Consider the following 14,684-nt stretch of genomic DNA (forward strand, 5'->3'; position numbering starts at 1 on the left):
CGGGTCACGGCGCGATCAACATCGCGCCGTGATTGCCTGCGCGATGCTCAGCGTTGGCTGTGTGCGTGCACTGCGTCGACCAGCACCTGTACATGGGCCGGGTCCATGTCCGGCGACATGCCGTGGCCGAGGTTGAACACATGGCCCTCGCGTGAACCACCGTTGCCGGCGGCATAGGTATCGAGCACGCGTGCGGCCGCCGCGGCGATCGCATCAGGCGAGGCATACAACGTGGTCGGATCCAGGTTGCCCTGCAGCGCTACGCGGCCACCGGTGCGGCGCAGCGCTTCGTCCAGGTCCAGCGTCCAGTCCAGGCCGAGCGCATCGGCGCCGGTCTGCGACAGCGCTTCCAGGTGCAGGCCGGTGCCCTTGCCGAACAGGATCAGCGGCGTGCGCTCGCTGCCTTCGCCGCGCTCCAGGCCTTCGGCGATGCGCTGCAGATAGCGCAGCGAGAACTCGCGGTACATTGCCGGCGACAGCACGCCGCCCCATGTGTCGAACACCTGCAGGGCCTGCGCACCGGCCGCGCGCTGCGCGCCGAGGTAGGCAATCACCGCGTCGGTGGTTACCTCCAGCAGGCGGTGCAGGGCCTGCGGATGGTTCAGCGCCATCGCCTTGATGCGCGCGAAATCCTTGCTGCCGCCGCCTTCGACCATGTAGCAGGCCAACGTCCACGGGCTGCCCGAGAAACCGATCAGCGGCACCTGGCCATCCAGTTCGCGGCGGATCAGGCGCACCGCGTCCATCACATAGCCCAGATCCTGCTCCATGTCCGGCACCGCCAGCCTGGCGATGGCCGCTTCATCGCGTACCGGGTGGCGGAACTTCGGGCCTTCGCCTTCGACGAAGTACAGCTCCAGGCCCATTGCATCGGGAATGGTGAGGATGTCCGAGAACAGGATGGCCGCGTCCAGCGGGAAGCGACGCAGCGGCTGCAGGGTGACTTCGCAGGCGATCTCCGGGTTCTTGGCCATGGCCAGGAAGCTGCCGGCCTTGGCCCGGGTGGCGCGATATTCCGGCAGGTAGCGGCCGGCCTGGCGCATCAGCCAGACAGGGGTGCAGTCCACCGGTTCGCGGCGCAGGGCGCGCAGCAGGCGATCGTTGCGGAGAGGGCTGGTCACAGTGGGCATTCCTTGGGCGAAAAGAGCAGCGGCGCAGTCAGTCGCCGTGCGAAAGAATCTGGAAGCCCCGATGCAGTTCGGCATCGCGGGCCTTGTCGTAGGCGTGGCGGGCTTCGTCGGCCGTCAGGTACAGCTCGCGCCGCAGCTGCGAGCGGGCGCCGACGCGGCCGGATTCACGCAGCAGTTCCCAGCCGCCGAACAGGTCCGGGACCAGGGTCAGGCGCAGGAAGCGCGGTGCCTGGGCACCGTCGGCGGGTTGTTGCAGGTGGACGTGCATGGCACCGATTGTAGCGGGGGCGAGGTGAGCCCTGCCGCAACGCTGATCCGGTAATGCCGGCCGCTGGCCGGCAACCTCATGAAACCTCCCAGGTAGCGCCGGGGCATGCCCGGCGAACGCGGAAGCGGTCAGCCTGCGCCCAGCACCTTCAGTACCGCCGCTTCATCCACGTCCGGTACGACTTCGGCGCGGCCCATGCCACGCCACAGCACCAGGCGCAGGCGACCGGCCACGTTCTTCTTGTCCAGGCGCATGCGGCCGAGCAGGGCCTGCGGGTCCAGCCCGGCGGGGATTGCCACCGGCAGGCCAAGCTGTTCAAGCAGCGCCTGCAGGCGCACCCGGTCGGCGTCGTCGGCCAGGCCCAGGTGGGTGGAGAGGCGTGCCGCCAGCACCATGCCCACCGCTACGGCCTCACCGTGGTTCAGCGCATCACGCCCCGGTGCCGAGTAGCCCTGTTCGGTTTCGATCGCGTGGCCGAAGGTGTGTCCCAGGTTGAGCAGGGCTCGCTCGCCCTTCTCGAAGGGATCGCGCTCGACGATGGCGGCCTTGTGCCGGCAGCTGCGGGCGATGGCCTCGGCGATGACCGCGTCTTCGCCGGCCACCAGTGCGTCGGCATGCTGCTGCAGCCACTCGAAGAACACCGCATCGCCCAGCGCGCCGTACTTGACCACTTCGGCCAGGCCTGCGCGCAGTTCACGCGGCGGCAGGGTGGCCAGCACGCGGGTGTCGGCGATCACCGCACGGGGCGGGTGGAACGCACCGACCAGGTTCTTGCCGGCCGGGATATCCACGGCGGTCTTGCCGCCCACCGAGGAGTCGACCATCGCCAGCAGCGTGGTTGGCAGCTGCACGCAGTCGACGCCGCGCATCCAGCAGGCCGCGGCAAAGCCGGCGAGGTCGCCGACCACACCACCACCTAGGGCGAACACGCAGGCATCGCGGGTCGCGCCGAGTGCGGCCAGCGCCTCGATGACCGAGCCGAACTCGGCCAGGGTCTTGGAGGCTTCGCCGGCGGCCAGCACATGCTCACTCAGGATCAGGTCCGGGCGTGCGGCCAGCAAAGTTTGCTTGACGGCATCCAGATAGCGTGGCGCAACCTCGGTGTCGCTGACCAGCAAGACATGGCGGCCACGCACATGGCTGGCCAATGCGGCGCCATCGGCCTGGGCGCCGGCACCGATGGTGATGGAATAGGGACGGTCGCCGCCAACGGCGACCTGCAGCAGGGCAGGGGAGGTCATGCAGTGGGGTCCTGTCGCTGCCAGTGCGTGGCCAGCTTGACAACAAGCTGGGCAGTGGCATCGGCGGCGGTAAACGGGTCGGTATCAAGAGTGACATCGGCGAGGTCGCGATACAGCGGGTCGCGATGCGCGGCCAGATCATGCAGCACCTGTTCGCGGTCCGGCCGCTGCAGCAGTGGCCGGGCCTTGTCGCGTGACAGACGCTCCAGCTGGGCTGCGACGCTGACCCGCAGGTAGACGACAAAGCCTCGCTTGGCGATCAGGGCGCGATTGTCCGGGTCAAGCACGGCACCGCCGCCGGTGGACACCAGCTGGCCACGGCCGGCCAGCACCTGCGCCAGCGCCTGGCGCTCATGGGCGCGGAAACCGGCTTCGCCGGAATGCTCGAAGATCGTGGGGATGCTGGCCCCGGTCGCATCGACGATGGCCTGGTCGACGTCGACGAAGTCCAGCGTGAAGCGCTCGGCGAGGCGGCGGCCGATGCAGGTTTTACCGGCACCCATCGGGCCGATCAGGATCAGGTTCGGAGCGGGATTCATGCCCTCTGATGCTAACACCTCCGTGCCTTGGCCTTTACGTTCTTCACGTCAGGGTGGAGGTTCCTGCGGGGTATCCCGCGCCTGATGGAGTGCCTGCCATGTCGGTTGCCAAGGTCATCGAAATCAATGCGTCCTCGCCCAAGAGCGTGGAGGACGCAGTGCGCAGCGGTTTGAAGAAGGTGTCCGGGACGGTCAAGGGCATCCAGGGCGCCTGGATCAACGAGACCAAGGTGGTCACCGACGGCAACGGTGAGATCACCGAATGGCGGGTGAATCTGCGGGTCACCTTCCTGGTGGAGTGAGGCTGCTCAGCGCAGCCCTTGCACCTGGCGCTGGGCATCCAGCGCCACTACCCGGTCGGCAATGGCCGGCAGCGCACGCAACGCCTGCCGGCTTACCCGCTCGTAGTACTGCACGAAGCGCTCCAGCTGGGGTCGGTTCATTCCGTGGCGCCCCGGCTGGGCCGCCTGCAGGTTCTGCTCCTGCTGCCAGCGCCAACGTGGCACCACCGAAAAATCAGGAGGTTGCAGGAACCACAAGCGGTCGCAACGCTGCCACAGCGCCGGATAGTCGCGGGCCAGCGCCTGGTTGCACCAGCGCCGCCAGCGGCCATCGGCATCCGCCTCGCGCTCCAGGGCGTTGAGCGGGACATCCAGTTCGGCATCGTCCTGCGCCGGGGTGCCCAGGAACCAGCCCTCGAACACCAGCAGGTCCAGCGGCGTTTGCAGCTGCGGCCACTGCGCTTCGGGCAGGCGCTCGTCGGCCAGCTTGTCGAAGCGGGGCAGGGCCAGGGGCTGTCGTGCGGCCACTGCGTCCAGTACCGCATGTGCCAGCGGCAGGTCGTGGGTGCCAGGTGGGCCACGGGTGATCAACAACGGATGCACCTGCCGGGCCAGGCGCTGGCGTTGTGCGCGGGTCAGGTAGACATCGTCGATGGACAGCGTTGCGGCGTTCAGGCCACGCGCCTGGGCACGGGCAACCACCTGCGAGGCCAGCGTCGATTTGCCGCTCCCCTGCAGGCCGCTGATCGCCAATACTGGAACGGCTGTGCTGCTGCCCAGCGCGTCATCCAGCGCCTGCTCGACCATTGTTTCGGGGAATCCTTTCACCTGGGGCATGTACGCAGCGGCGACCATGCCGCCACAATAGCCCAAACCGTGTGAGAAGAATGCTGTCATGAGCGACCTGTACGCCGAAGCCCTGTCGACCTTTGCCGCCCTTTTCGAAGAAGCGAAACAGAGCCGCGAAGTCGAGCCCAATGCGATGACCGTGGCGACCGCCGATGTGCAGGGCCGGCCATCGGCGCGCACCGTGCTGTTGAAGGCGTTCGATGAGCGCGGCTTCGTGTTCTACACCCACCTGGACAGCCACAAGGGTAACGAGCTGCAGGCCAATCCGCAGGCGGCGCTGCTGTTCCTGTGGCGCAGCCTGCGCGAGGCCGGCATCCAGGTGCGCATCGAGGGCCGCGTTGAGCAGGTGGCCGATGCCGAGGCCGATGCCTATTTCGCCAGCCGTCCGCGCATGAGCCAGATCGGCGCGTGGGCGTCGCTGCAGTCGAAGACGTTGAACTCGCGCGACGAGTTCGACGCGCGCGTGGCCGAGGTCGAGGCGCGCTTCGAGGGCAAGGACGTGCCGCGCCCGGACGGTTGGAGTGGTCTGCGGGTGGTGCCTGACCGCATCGAGTTCTGGTACGGCGCGCAGTTCCGCCTGCACGAGCGCTGGTGCTATGAAGCGGGTGTCGAAGGTCGCTGGAGCAAGCGCTTGTTGTACCCGTAAGGCACCGTGATGCAACGCGTGCCGCTGTATCGCGTGGTGGTGTTCGTGCCGGTGCCTGCCCTGGAGGCGGTGAAGCAGGGCATCCTTTCGGTGGATGCACTGGCGGCCGGCGATTACGAGCACGGCCTGTGGTGGTCCGCGCCGGGGTTCGAACAGTTCCGGCCACGCGTGGGTGCGATCCCCACGCAGGGCGAGGCGGGGCAGACCGAGGTGGTCGACAGCGTGCGGCTGGAGTTCTGCCTGCCGCGCGATCCGCAGCGGCTACAGCGCATCCTCGAGCACGGCATCGTGCCGCATCACCCGTGGCAGGTGCCGGTGGTGCAGGTGGAAGAGATCGAGCTGCTGCTGGCCGGGTAGATCCACGCCATGCGTGGATGGAAAGGTCGGTACACCTGCATCGTAGGGTCGAGCCTGTACGACTGCCATTGTTCCAACGCGTACCACTGCGAGAGCCTTTTGTCGCGAACGGACCGGCCAGCTTCATGTGCGAGCAGGCCAGCAAACGGCACACTCCGACCGATGCCCTCGAAATCCGGAGTCGCCATGCCCTCCTGGCGTTGCCTGTTTACCGTGCCACCGCCGCGCCAGGGCGTGGAAGCGCTCCTGTTGCTGCTCGCCCGTGTCGTCGCCGGGGTGATGTTCTGCGTATCGGGCTGGAACAAGGTATTCACCGACGCCGGGCGCGAGCGCATGGTGCACACGCTGATCGATGTGGGCATTCCATTTCCAGTAGTCGGTGCGCCGGTGCTCGGCGGCATTGAATGGATCGCAGGTGGACTGCTTGTACTGGGCCTGCTCAGCCGCCCATCGGCACTGCTGCTGGCGGCGATCTGCGCGGTGGCGGCGCTGACCGATGGCATCGCGCGTATCCCTGCGGGGCTGAGCGTACCGGATTGGCTGAGCTGGTTCTTTTACCTGAGCGAAGTGCCGCTGGGCGTGCTGCTGCTATGGGTTGCGGCCGTGGGCAGTGGACGGTTCGCCATCGAAGCGCGCGCGGCGCTCCAGTAGATCCACGCCATGCGTGGATGGGGTACTTGGGAAAAAGCGGTGCGAACCAAGGTTCGCGCCCACCAGGCATCGGTCTGCCCTCAACAGACATCGGCGGTTCGCGCCCTGCCTTGCATCGGTTCTGCACCACCCAGACGGCAGGACGTTACAGCCCCTCCGCGCGCAGCCATCGCCACAGCGTGGTGCGTGACACACCCAGTGCCTGCGCCATGCCTTCGCGGTCATTGCGGTGTTCCTGCAGCAGCGCTTGCAGCTGCGCACGCGGCGGGCGCTTGCCGTTGTTTTCCACTGGCAGTGTGGCGGCGCCTTCGTTCACCAGCTCCGGCGCCAGCTGCAGCAGGCGCGCTGCATCGATCAGCCCCTCACCCGGCTGCCAGTGGATGCGCAGCCTATCCACCAGATTGCGCAGTTCACGTACGTTGCCTGGCCAGTCGGCAGCGCTGAGCAGGGTCAGCGCTTCTGCATCCAGCGGTGCATCGATGCCGCGCAGTTCGCGGAAGAAGTGCGTGGTCAGCAGCGGGATATCGCCTCGACGTGCACGCAGAGTGGGCAGTGCGATGCGCAGCGCGGCCAGCCGGTAGTACAGGTCGCGACGGAAGCTGCCAGCCGCCGCGCGCTGCTCCAGCGATTGCAGGGTGGCGGCAACCACGCGCAGGTCGACCGGGGTCGGTTCGGTGGCGCCCACGCGCAGCACTTCGCGTTCTTCCAGCACCCGCAGCAGGCGGGTCTGCAGCGGCAGCGGCAGTTCACCGATCTCGTCCAGGAACAACGTGCCGCCATCGGCTGCCTCGACCAGGCCGACGCGCCCCCCGCGACGCGCACCGGTGAAGGCGCCGTCGCTGTAGCCGAACAGCTCCGCTTCCAGCAGTGATTCGCTGATCGCACCGCAGTTCAGCGCAACGAAGCGACCGCGACGACCGCTGGCGGCGTGCAGCTGGCGTGCAACCAGTTCCTTGCCGGTGCCGGTCTCGCCGGTAACCAGTACGGTGCTGTCGTGCGGGGCGTACAGCGCGATCTGTGCGCGCACGTCGGCCATCGCATTGCTGTCGCCGAGCAGGGCATGCGCATCGTTGCGTGCGGCGGTGCGGCGGCGCGGAGCAGGCCGGCTGCCGCCGGAGCGAGCCATGGCCTGGGTCAGCTCCAGCGCATGCTCGAACGCCTGCCGCACCGAATCAGCCGAGTACAGCAGCACGCCGGGCAGTCCGGCCTGTTCGGCATGGTCGATGGCCATGCCGGTGCCGACGATCACTTCGATACCGTTGGCGCGCAGGTCGGCGATGCAGTCGCGGGCATCTTCGCGGGTGACGAAGCGGCGGTGCTCGATGTCCAGGCCGAAGCTCTGCTGGAAGCTGCTGAACACCGGCACGTCGCTGGCATGGGTGACCAGGCCGATGCGTGGGGCGATGCGGCGGGCGCGCGCCAGCGCTTCCATCAGGTCGAAGCCATTGGCGTGGATCGGTACCAGCGGCAGGTCCAGACGACCGCGCAGCCAGGCTGCGTTTGAGCCGCCGGCAATCACCACGTCGCAGTGCTCGCGGCGCAGGCGCTGGCCGATCACTTCCACGGCCTCCTCGAAGCCCAGGTTGATCTGCTCGATGCGCGCGCGGCGGTCGAATTCGGGAATGACATCGCCCAGCAGGCCGGTCAGGCGCGAGACGCTGACCGTCCAGATCACCGGGCGGCCGGGGTCGGCATCGGCGTGGCGCAGGGGCGAGCGGGGCAGGTACATGCACGGATACCGGGAGGCGATGTTTCATGATACATCTGTTTCAGTGTTTCATATGTTTCAGTTTTGCGGGCCGGTCATCCCCGTGAAATCAACCGCTTGCAGGTTGGCATGGTGTTTGCGCTTACCCCTGTGTCCTTCAACCTGGATCGCCGCATGACCGTTTCGACCCTCTCTTCCGCCGGTGCCCGCTTCCGCGAGGCGCTGGCTGCCGAATCGCCACTGCAGGTGATCGGCGCGATCAACGCCAACCATGCGCTGCTGGCCAAGCGCGCGGGTTTCCGTGCCATCTACCTGTCCGGTGGTGGCGTGGCCGCCGGCTCGTTGGGCCTGCCGGACCTCGGCATCAACACCCTGGAAGACGTGCTGGTGGACGTGCGCCGCATCACCGACGTCTGCGACCTGCCGCTGATGGTCGACATCGACACCGGCTTTGGCCCCAGCGCGTTCAACATCGCGCGCACGGTGAAGTCGCTGATCAAGGCTGGCGCGGCCGCCTGCCATATTGAAGACCAGGTCGGCGCCAAGCGCTGCGGTCATCGCCCGGGCAAGGAGATCGTCTCGCAGGGCGAAATGGTCGACCGCGTGAAGGCCGCTGCCGATGCCAAGACCGATCCGGACTTCTTCCTGATCGCGCGCACCGACGCCATCCAGGTGGACGGCGTGGACAAGGCCATCGAGCGTGCCATCGCCTGCGTCGAAGCCGGTGCCGACGGCATCTTCGCCGAGGCCGCCTATGACCTGGATACCTACCGCCGCTTCGTTGATGCGGTGAAGGTGCCGGTGCTGGCCAACATCACTGAATTCGGCGCGACCCCGCTGTTCAGCCGCGACGAGCTGGCCTCGGCCGGCGTGGCCATCCAGCTGTTCCCGCTGTCCGCTTTCCGCGCCGCCAACAAGGCCGCCGAGAACGTCTACCAGACGATCCGCCGCGAAGGTCACCAGCGCGACCTGATCGACAGCATGCAGACCCGCGAGGAGCTGTATGACCGTATCGGCTACCACGCCTTCGAGCAGCAGCTCGATGCGCTGTTCGCCGCCAAGAAATAAGCAGTACCCTGCACCATCAAGTTTCGGAGGGAAACATGAACGATACGACCGCAACCCCGACCTTCAAGCCGAAGAAGTCCGTCGCCCTGTCCGGCACCGCTGCCGGCAACACCGCGCTGTGCAGCGTCGGCCGCAGTGGCAACGACCTGCACTACCGTGGCTACGACATCCTGGACCTGGCCAACACCAGCGAGTTCGAGGAAATCGCCTACCTGCTGGTGCATGGCAAGCTGCCGACCCGCGCCGAGCTGGTCTCCTACAAGGCCAAGCTGAAGTCGCTGCGTGGCATTCCGGCCGCGGTGAAGGCCGCGCTGGAAGAACTGCCGCCGTCGGCGCACCCGATGGATGTGATGCGCACCGGCGTGTCCGTGCTCGGCTGCGTGGCGCCGGAGAAGGATGACCACAACCATCCGGGCGCGCGCGACATCGCCGACAAACTGATGGCCTGCCTCGGTTCGATGCTGCTGTACTGGTACCACTGGAGCCACAACGGCCGCGCGATCGACGTGGAAACCGACGATGACTCCATCGGTGGCCACTTCCTGCACCTGCTGCACGGCGAGAAGCCGCAGGATTCGTGGGTGAAGGCGATGCACACCTCGCTGATCCTGTACGCCGAGCACGAGTTCAACGCCTCGACCTTCGCCTGCCGCGTCATCGCCGGCACCGGCAGCGACATGTACAGCGCGATCTGCGGTGGCATCGGCGCGCTGCGCGGCCCCAAGCACGGCGGCGCCAACGAAGTGGCGTTCGAAGTGCAGAAGCGCTATGACAATCCGGACGAAGCCGAGGAAGACATCAAGGCCCGCGTGGAGCGCAAGGAAGTGGTGATCGGTTTCGGCCACCCGGTCTACACCGTGTCCGATCCGCGCAACAAGGTGATCAAGGACGTCGCCCGCGAACTGTCCGAAGAGCAGTCGAGCATGAAGATGTACGACATCGCCGAGCGCCTGGAAACGGTGATGTGGGACATCAAGAAGATGTTCCCGAACCTGGACTGGTTCAGCGCCGTCAGCTACCACATGATGGGCGTGCCGACCGCGATGTTCACCCCCCTGTTCGTGATCGCCCGCACCGCCGGCTGGAGCGCGCACATCGTCGAACAGCGTATCGACGGCAAGATCATCCGCCCGAGCGCCAACTACATCGGCCCGGAAGATCGCGACTTCGTGGCCATCGACAAGCGTTCCTGATCATCGCCACTGTTGCACTGCTGCATGCATCCGGCCGACCCCGTGCCGGCCGGATGCCGTCACCGCCGTATTGCCGGCACCCGGCCCGCCACGAGCATTCCGCCAGCCCATGAATACCGATTACCGCAAGTCCCTCCCCGGCGCCTCGCTGGACTATTTCGATGCGCGCGCCGCCGTCGACGCGATCCAGCCCGGCGCCTACGCCACGCTGCCGTACGTATCGCGCGTGCTGGCCGAGAACCTGGTGCGTCGCTGCGATCCGGCCACGCTGACCGACTCGCTGAAGCAGCTGATCGAGCGCCGTCGCGACCTGGATTTCCCGTGGTTCCCGGCGCGCGTGGTGTGCCATGACATCCTCGGCCAGACCGCGCTGGTGGATCTGGCGGGCCTGCGCGATGCGATCGCCGACAAGGGCGGTGATCCGGCCAAGGTCAATCCGGTGGTGCCGGTGCAGCTGATCGTCGATCACTCGCTGGCAGTGGAGTGCGGTGGTTTCGATCCGCAGGCGTTCGAGAAGAACCGCGCCATCGAGGACCGCCGCAACGAGGACCGCTTCCACTTCATCGACTGGACCAAGCTGGCCTTCGAGAACGTGGACGTGATTCCGCCGGGCAACGGCATCATGCATCAGATCAATCTGGAGAAGATGTCGCCGGTGATCTACGTGCAGGATGGCGTCGCTTTCCCCGATACCTGCGTGGGCACCGACAGCCACACCCCGCATGTGGATGCGCTGGGCGTGATCGCCATCGGCGTGGGTGGCCTGGAAGCAGAGAACGTGATGCTGGGCCGTGCGTCGTGGATGCGCCTGCCGGACATCATCGGTGTCGAGCTGACCGGTCGGCCGCAGCCGGATATCACCGCCACCGACGTGGTGCTGGCCCTGACCGAATTCCTGCGCAAGGAGCGCGTGGTCGGCGCCTGGCTTGAATTCTTCGGCGAAGGTGCCGCTGCACTCACCATCGGTGATCGCGCCACCATCTCCAACATGTGCCCCGAATACGGCGCAACCGCCGCGATGTTCTACATCGACGGCCAGACCATCGACTACCTGCGCCTGACTGGTCGCGAGGAAAAGCAGGTCGCACTGGTTGAAAGCTACGCGCGCAGCACCGGCCTGTGGGCCGATGACCTGGCCACTGCGGAGTACGAGCGTGTACTGCACTTCGATCTCTCGACGGTGGTGCGCAACATGGCCGGCCCGAGCAATCCGCATCGCCGCCTGCCGGTATCGGAACTGGTCGAGCGCGGCATCGCCGATGCCGCCAAGCTGGAAGCCGGCAAGGCCGAGCAGGCACAGGGCCTGATGCCCGATGGCGCGGTGATCATCGCTGCCATCACCAGCTGCACCAATACCTCCAACCCGCGCAACGTGATCGCCGCCGGCCTGCTGGCACGCAAGGCCAACGAGCGCGGCCTGCTGCGCAAGCCTTGGGTGAAGTCGTCGCTGGCACCCGGTTCCAAGGCAGTGCAGCTGTACCTGGAAGAAGCGGGCCTGCTGCCGGACCTGGAGAAGCTGGGCTTCGGCATCGTCGCCTTCGCCTGCACCACCTGCAATGGCATGAGCGGCGCGCTGGATCCGAAGATCCAGCAGGAAATCATCGACCGTGACCTGTACGCCACGGCGGTACTGTCGGGCAACCGCAACTTCGACGGCCGCATCCATCCATATGCGAAGCAGGCGTTCCTGGCCTCGCCGCCACTGGTGATCGCCTACGCCATTGCCGGCACCATCCGCTTTGACATCGAGAAGGATGTGCTGGGCGTGGACACCGACGGCAACGAGGTGCGCCTGAAGGACATCTGGCCGAGTGACGCCGAGATCGATGCGGTGGTGAAGGCGGCGGTGAAGCCGGAGCAGTTCCGCAGCGTCTACAACCCGATGTTCAACGTACGCGTCGAACACGGCGCAGCGGTGAGCCCGCTGTACGACTGGCGCCCGCAGAGCACCTACATCCGTCGTCCGCCGTACTGGGAAGGTGCACTGGCCGGTGAGCGCTCGCTGGCCGGCATGCGTGCGCTGGCGGTGTTGCCCGACAACATCACCACCGACCACCTGTCGCCGTCCAACGCGATCCTGGCCTCGAGTGCGGCTGGCGAATACCTGGCGAAGATGGGCCTGCCGGAAGAGGACTTCAATTCCTACGCCACCCATCGCGGTGACCACCTGACCGCGCAGCGTGCCACCTTCGCCAACCCGAAGCTGTTCAACGAGATGGTGCGCAATGAAGACGGCAGCGTGAAACAGGGTTCGCTGGCGCGCGTCGAGCCGGAAGGCAAGGTGATGCGCATGTGGGAAGCGATCGAGACCTACATGGAGCGCAAGCAGCCGCTGATCATCATCGCCGGTGCCGACTACGGGCAGGGTTCTTCGCGTGACTGGGCCGCCAAGGGCGTGCGCCTGGCCGGCGTGGAGGCCATCGTTGCCGAAGGCTTCGAGCGCATCCACCGCACCAACCTGATCGGCATGGGCGTGCTGCCGCTGGAGTTCAAGCCGGGCACCACCCGTCTGACCCTGGGCATCGATGGCACCGAAACCTTCGACGTCATCGGTGAACGCACGCCGCGCGCCGAGTTGCGCGTGGTCATCCACCGCCGCGACGGCCAGGACGTGATCGTGCCGGTCACCTGCCGCCTGGACAGTGACGAGGAAGTGGCGATCTACGAGGCCGGCGGCGTCCTGCAGCGCTTCGCGCAGGACTTCCTGGAAGGCGCCAAGGTGGCGTGATGCCGGGCTGAATGCCTGCCCCCGGAGGTGGGGGCAGGCTTGTCCGACATCAGGGCAGGGCGCACACTGACTTGGCAAAAACTGCCAATGGAGAGTCTCATGGCCACCATGAACATTTCGCTGACCGATCCGCTCAAGCAGTTCGTGGACGAGGAAGTGCGCGAAGGCGGTTACTCCAGTACGTCGGATTACGTGCGCGACCTGATCCGGCAACGCCAGCGGAGCAAGGCCGAGGAGTTGCTCAAGAAGCTGATCGCCGAGGGGCTGGCATCCGGCCCTTCGGCGCCTCTCCCGCCCGATCACTTCGACAAGCTGCGTGAGCGTGCACGGAACCGCAAGTGAAACCCTCGCACTGGTCCCCTGCAGCGGTTCGAGATCTTGACCAGGCTGCAAGCTGGTATGGAGATCAAGGCGGAGAAGCATTGGAGATCGGCTTCGTCGATGCGGTGGAATCGGTGGTGAGACTGATCGAAACACACCCCGGTGCCGGCTCCACACTGCATGCGGATCTGCTGCCGACCCTTTCAGCGCCGTTGCGCTTTCATCCGGTTCGTCGCTTCGACGGCTATCTGGTCTATTACGTGGAGCTACCTGCGCACGTTTTCATCGTGCGTATCTGGAATGCCTCGCGGGGCATGGAGGCACTGTTCGAAGACGAGGAGCTCAACCCCGATATTGGTTCGTCGCATCCAGGATACTGATCCATGACCTTTCTCCCGCAACTCCGTATTCCCGCTACCTACATGCGCGGTGGTACCAGCAAGGGCGTGTTCTTCCGCCTGCAGGACCTGCCCGAGGCCGCACAGGTGCCGGGTGCCGCACGCGATGCGCTGCTGATGCGCGTGATCGGCTCGCCCGACCCGTATGGCAAGCAGACCGACGGCATGGGTGGGGCCACCTCCAGCACCAGCAAGTGCGTGATCATCTCCACCGCCTCGGTGCCGGATCACGACGTGGATTACCTGTATGGCCAGGTATCGATCGATACCGCATTCGTGGACTGGAGCGGCAACTGCGGCAACCTCAGCACCGCCGTTGGTCCGTTCGCGATCGCCAACGGCCTGATCGATCCGGCCCGCGTGCCGCGCGATGGCCTGTGCACCGTGCGCATCTGGCAGGCCAACATCGGCAAGACCATCATTGCCCATGTGCCGATGCGCGATGGGCAGGTGCAGGAGATCGGCGATTTCGAGCTGGATGGCGTGACCTTCCCGGCTGCCGAGATCCAGCTGGAATTCCTCGATCCGTCCGACGATGGTGACGCCGGTGCGATGTTCCCCACCGGCAACCTGGTCGATACGCTGGACGTGCCGGGCGTGGGTAGTTTCGAGGTGACGATGATCACCGCCGGCATCCCGACCATCTTCCTCAACGCCGCCGACCTCGGTTACACCGGCACCGAACTGCAGCCGGCGATCAATGAAGACAAAGCGGCGCTGGAGCGTTTCGAGAAGATCCGTGCCTACGGCGCACTGCGCATGGGCCTGATCCAGAAACTGGAAGACGCGGCGACCCGCCAGCACACGCCGAAAGTGGCCTTCGTCGCCCCTGCGCAGGACTACGTTTCGTCCAGCGGCAAGGCGATCCCGGCCGCGGACATCGATCTGCATGCCCGCGCGCTGTCGATGGGCAAGCTGCACCACGCGATGATGGGCACCGCTGCAGTAGCGATCGGTACCGCCGCGGCGATCCCCGGCACGCTGGTCAATCGTGCTGCTGGCGGCGGCGAGCGCGAGGCTGTGACCTTCGGGCATCCGTCGGGCACGTTGCGCGTGGGTGCGCAGGCCGCACTCGTTGACGGCCAGTGGACGGTGTCCAAGGCCATCATGAGCCGCAGCGCCCGCGTGCTGATGGAAGGCAAGGTGCGCGTGCCGGCCGGGTGATGGCCTGGTAGTCGCCAACCTTGGTTGGCATGGCGCCGGCTATGCGCGGGTGGCGCTGCACCTGCTCTGGTAGGTGCCAACCTTGGTCGGCATGGAAGCGGCATCGCGCGGGTAAGGCCCAGCGCCAACCAAGGTTGGCGAC

16 protein-coding genes are annotated in these 14,684 nt (G+C 66.5%); 10 read left to right on the plus strand and 6 right to left on the minus strand.

Annotated features, from left to right (window positions below):
- Nucleotides 1-47: 47 nt before the first annotated feature.
- The 4 genes from hemE to BW38_RS08815 form a co-directional block, all read right to left on the minus strand.
- Nucleotides 48-1,130, minus strand: coding sequence for a uroporphyrinogen decarboxylase (hemE, locus tag BW38_RS08830; RefSeq protein WP_032951968.1), 1,083 nt, complete (start codon nucleotides 1,128-1,130; stop codon nucleotides 48-50).
- Between the two features lie 28 nt (nucleotides 1,131-1,158).
- Nucleotides 1,159-1,398 (minus strand): WGR domain-containing protein, encoded by a 240-nt coding sequence (locus tag BW38_RS08825; RefSeq protein WP_025876992.1) that lies wholly within the window; start codon nucleotides 1,396-1,398, stop codon nucleotides 1,159-1,161.
- 128 nt (nucleotides 1,399-1,526) lie between these two features.
- Nucleotides 1,527-2,639 carry a 3-dehydroquinate synthase gene (gene aroB / locus BW38_RS08820; protein WP_032976595.1) on the minus strand — a complete coding sequence of 371 codons (1,113 nt, stop codon included), beginning with the start codon at nucleotides 2,637-2,639 and terminating at the stop codon, nucleotides 1,527-1,529.
- Nucleotides 2,636-3,178, minus strand: coding sequence for a shikimate kinase (locus BW38_RS08815; protein ID WP_032976596.1), 543 nt, complete (start codon nucleotides 3,176-3,178; stop codon nucleotides 2,636-2,638). Before BW38_RS08815 ends, aroB begins: the two co-directional genes overlap by 4 nt.
- A gap of 98 nt (nucleotides 3,179-3,276) precedes the next feature.
- Between BW38_RS08815 and BW38_RS08810 the strand changes: the two genes are divergently transcribed.
- On the plus strand, nucleotides 3,277-3,480 hold the full coding sequence (locus BW38_RS08810) for a dodecin family protein (RefSeq protein WP_025876997.1): 204 nt from the start codon (nucleotides 3,277-3,279) through the stop codon (nucleotides 3,478-3,480).
- Nucleotides 3,481-3,486: 6 nt separating this feature from the next.
- Here BW38_RS08810 and BW38_RS08805 read toward each other — a convergent pair whose 3' ends face one another.
- A complete protein-coding gene (locus BW38_RS08805) occupies nucleotides 3,487-4,314 on the minus strand; it encodes a kinase (RefSeq protein WP_032976597.1) in 828 nt (275 codons plus the stop codon).
- A 40-nt stretch (nucleotides 4,315-4,354) separates the two neighbouring features.
- Here BW38_RS08805 and pdxH point away from each other — a divergent pair, with 40 nt between their 5' ends.
- From pdxH to BW38_RS08790, 3 genes are all read left to right on the plus strand, one after another.
- Complete coding sequence (gene pdxH / locus BW38_RS08800) at nucleotides 4,355-4,954, plus strand: pyridoxamine 5'-phosphate oxidase (protein ID WP_032976598.1); 600 nt, start codon at nucleotides 4,355-4,357, stop codon at nucleotides 4,952-4,954.
- 9 nt (nucleotides 4,955-4,963) lie between these two features.
- Nucleotides 4,964-5,311, plus strand: a complete 348-nt coding sequence (locus BW38_RS08795) for a hypothetical protein (protein WP_032976599.1) — start codon at nucleotides 4,964-4,966, stop codon at nucleotides 5,309-5,311.
- 186 nt (nucleotides 5,312-5,497) lie between these two features.
- On the plus strand, nucleotides 5,498-5,962 hold the full coding sequence (locus tag BW38_RS08790; protein ID WP_032976600.1) for a DoxX family protein: 465 nt from the start codon (nucleotides 5,498-5,500) through the stop codon (nucleotides 5,960-5,962).
- A 145-nt stretch (nucleotides 5,963-6,107) separates the two neighbouring features.
- Here BW38_RS08790 and prpR read toward each other — a convergent pair whose 3' ends face one another.
- A complete protein-coding gene (prpR, locus tag BW38_RS08785; RefSeq protein WP_032976601.1) occupies nucleotides 6,108-7,691 on the minus strand; it encodes a propionate catabolism operon regulatory protein PrpR in 1,584 nt (527 codons plus the stop codon).
- 153 nt (nucleotides 7,692-7,844) lie between these two features.
- On the opposite strand from prpR, the gene prpB reads away from it, so the two are divergent.
- The 6 genes from prpB (at nucleotide 7,845) to prpF (ending at nucleotide 14,542) form a co-directional block, all read left to right on the plus strand.
- Nucleotides 7,845-8,738 (plus strand): methylisocitrate lyase, encoded by an 894-nt coding sequence (gene prpB / locus BW38_RS08780; RefSeq protein ID WP_032976623.1) that lies wholly within the window; start codon nucleotides 7,845-7,847, stop codon nucleotides 8,736-8,738.
- A gap of 35 nt (nucleotides 8,739-8,773) precedes the next feature.
- The gene (gene prpC, locus BW38_RS08775) at nucleotides 8,774-9,931 is read left to right on the plus strand and encodes a 2-methylcitrate synthase (RefSeq protein WP_025877010.1); all 1,158 of its coding nucleotides are present in this window, start codon (nucleotides 8,774-8,776) and stop codon (nucleotides 9,929-9,931) included.
- A gap of 109 nt (nucleotides 9,932-10,040) precedes the next feature.
- On the plus strand, nucleotides 10,041-12,659 hold the full coding sequence (acnD, locus tag BW38_RS08770) for a Fe/S-dependent 2-methylisocitrate dehydratase AcnD (RefSeq protein WP_032976602.1): 2,619 nt from the start codon (nucleotides 10,041-10,043) through the stop codon (nucleotides 12,657-12,659).
- 99 nt (nucleotides 12,660-12,758) lie between these two features.
- Nucleotides 12,759-13,001: a type II toxin-antitoxin system ParD family antitoxin gene (locus tag BW38_RS08765; protein WP_032976603.1), complete on the plus strand. Its 243-nt coding sequence runs from the start codon at nucleotides 12,759-12,761 to the stop codon at nucleotides 12,999-13,001.
- Entirely contained in the window at nucleotides 12,998-13,360 is a 363-nt protein-coding gene (locus tag BW38_RS0120735) for a type II toxin-antitoxin system RelE/ParE family toxin (protein WP_032976604.1), read from the plus strand. Before BW38_RS08765 ends, BW38_RS0120735 begins: the two co-directional genes overlap by 4 nt.
- Before the next feature lie 3 nt (nucleotides 13,361-13,363).
- Nucleotides 13,364-14,542: a 2-methylaconitate cis-trans isomerase PrpF gene (gene prpF, locus BW38_RS08760; RefSeq protein WP_032976605.1), complete on the plus strand. Its 1,179-nt coding sequence runs from the start codon at nucleotides 13,364-13,366 to the stop codon at nucleotides 14,540-14,542.
- Nucleotides 14,543-14,684 lie beyond the last annotated feature (142 nt).

The sequence above is a fragment of the Stenotrophomonas sp. RIT309 genome (assembly GCF_000632045.1).
GTDB classification, from domain to species: domain Bacteria; phylum Pseudomonadota; class Gammaproteobacteria; order Xanthomonadales; family Xanthomonadaceae; genus Stenotrophomonas; species Stenotrophomonas indicatrix.